At 75.1% G+C, this 2,357-nt stretch carries 2 protein-coding genes and 1 pseudogene; all 3 read left to right on the top strand.

All coding sequences use genetic code 11. The features are described from left to right. Positions 1-666 (top strand): annotated as a pseudogene (locus QMC84_RS19960) (hypothetical protein); the annotation flags it as partial. 66 nt (positions 667-732) lie between these two features. Next, positions 733-1,683, top strand: a complete 951-nt coding sequence (locus QMC84_RS19955; RefSeq protein WP_300377917.1) for a type IV toxin-antitoxin system AbiEi family antitoxin domain-containing protein — start codon at positions 733-735, stop codon at positions 1,681-1,683. Positions 1,684-1,925: 242 nt separating this feature from the next. Continuing rightward, positions 1,926-2,357, top strand: a 432-nt coding sequence (locus tag QMC84_RS19950) for a hypothetical protein (RefSeq protein ID WP_300377915.1), incomplete at its 3' end; no start/stop codon positions are given.

Here is a 2,357-nt window from a genome sequence, read left to right as displayed (position 1 = left end):
GCCGACGCTCGCGAGGCCGCCGAGCAGGCCGCCCGCGACGCGGCCGCCCGGGCCGAGGAGGCGCAGACCGCCCGCGCCGCCGCCGAGATGCGCGCCCACGAGCAGGCCGAGGCCGCCGCGCGCGCCGCGACCGACCAGACCGGTGCCCACCAGCGCGCCGAGCAGCAGGCCGAGCAGGCCCGACAGGCCTACGAGGCGCGGGCCGCCGCGGACGCGACCGCCGAGGAGCACGCGACGGCGCGGGCCGCCGCCGAGCAGGCCGCCGCCGAGGCGGCCGCCGCCCGGCTGGCCGCAGACGAGGACGCCCGGACGCACGCCGAACTGGCCCGTCAGGCCGCCGCCGAGCGCCAGGAGGTCGAGGGGCAGCTGCAGCAGGCCCTGGCCGACCTGCAGGCCGCCATCGCCGCCCGGTCGGCCGCGGAGACCTACGCCGCCGAGCAGGCCCGGCTGCGGGCCGAGGCCGAGGAGGCCGCCGCCCAGCGCGCCGCGGACCGCAGCGCCGTGGAGGCCGCCGTACGCCGGCAGGCCGAGATCGCCGAGGAGGCGATGCACGAGCGGGCCGAGGCCGAGGAGCGGGCCCGCTCGCTGGCGGTCGAGCTCGAGCACGTGCGGGCCGAGCTGCTGGAGCTGCAGACCCAGAAGCGCGGGTTCTTCCGCGGGCGGTAGGCGCTCCTCCACAGGGCGGTGCTTGCGCGGTCGCGAGCCGGCACCCCGGCGGTCCACGATGACGGGGTGGACGAGCTCGCGCGCGTGCTGGAGGAGCAGGACGGCCTGATCCGTCGTGCCCAGGCACTCGAGGCCGGCGAGACCGAGACCTCCATCGCCCGCCTCCTGCGTCGTCGCGCGTGGGTCACCGTCCATCCCGGTGTGTACGTCGACCACACCGGTCCGTTGACCTGGCAGCAGCGGGCCTGGGCGGCGGTGCTCGCCTGCTGGCCGGCCGCGCTCTACGGCGAATCGGCGCGGCGCGCCCACGAGGGGCCCGGCCGCCGGGAGATCGACGACCCGATCATCCACGTGGCTGTCGACCGGTCGCGACATCTCGCCGAGCCCGCGGGCGTGCGGCTGCACCGGGTTGCCGGCTTCGACGCCCGCGCGCAATGGAACGTCGGCCCGCCGCGGATCCGCTACGAGGAGACAGTCCTCGACCTGGCGGTCCTTGCTCGCGACGACGTCACTGCCGTGGCGGTGCTCGCGGACGCCTGCGGCGCCCGGCGTACGACCGCCCGGCGGCTGCTGACCTGCCTCGACGCACGCGCCCGGATCCCGCGGCGGGACTTCCTCGCCGCCGTACTGGCCGACGTGGCGGAGGGGACCTGCTCGACGCTCGAGCACGGCTACCTCACGCTGGTCGAGCGACCGCACGGGCTGCCCGTCGGCGAGCGGCAGGCGGTGCGGGTCACGAACGGCACGCGCGCCTACCTCGACGTCCGGTACGCCGCCCTCGGCCTGCTGGTCGAGCTGGACGGCTGGCTGTTCCACAGCAGCGCCACCGCCCACGACCGCGATCTCCAGCGCGACCTCGACACCGCCGTCGTCGAGGCGGGGACGACGCTGCGCCTCGGGTTCTCCCAGGTGTTCGGCCGCGGCTGCGCCACGGCCGCTGCGGTCGCTGCGGTCATGCAGCGGCTGGGGTGGGCCGGCAAGCTGGTCCGCTGTCCGCGTTGTCCTGAGCGGTCCTGACCAGTCCGCGCTGCCCTGAGCCCGGAACTGTCGTGAGCTCCTGCGGATAGTGCGGTGGACGGCTTCAACCAGCCTCAAGCCGGACGCCGCGCTATCCGACTCGGACTCGGACACCGATGGTCCAGACCGTCGCCACAAATTCCGGCAAGTGGTGGCGGCCGATCCGCGCCGATCCCTACCGTGCTAGCCGGGGGGAGCAGGATCGACCTGCGCTGATGCCCCCTGGTTCTGGGGGGAATCCGATGGCTCGAGGCACGCGTCTGCGCCGAATCGTCCGCTCGCTGCTGATGGTGGTGCCCGTGCTGGCACTGCTCGTCGCGGGGCTCCAGGCTCCAGCAAGCGCGGCGACCGCCACGATCTCCGGACGGGTGACGCTCACCGCCGGCGGCCCGGCGCCCGCTGGCACGAAGGTGCTCGTGCGGCCGGCCGGCGGAGGCACAGCCCTGGCCTCGACGACCGCGGACGCTTCCACCGGTGCGTACTCCTTGAGCGTCACCGCAGGCCCCGTCGACGTCGTGGTGAACGCTCCGGAGGGATCCGGGTTCGGCCAAACGATCGTGACGGGGATCGATGCTTCGGTCGACCGCATCGTTGACGTGCAACTAGCGCCGTCCGACTCGGTGACGGTCTCGGGGGTGGTGCGCGATGGTCAGGGTTCACCCATGCCAGGGGTC

It is taken from the genome of Nocardioides sp. (assembly GCF_030019515.1).
Taxonomy (GTDB): Bacteria; Actinomycetota; Actinomycetes; order Propionibacteriales; family Nocardioidaceae; genus Nocardioides.
This window is presented reverse-complemented; position numbering and strand designations above follow the sequence as displayed.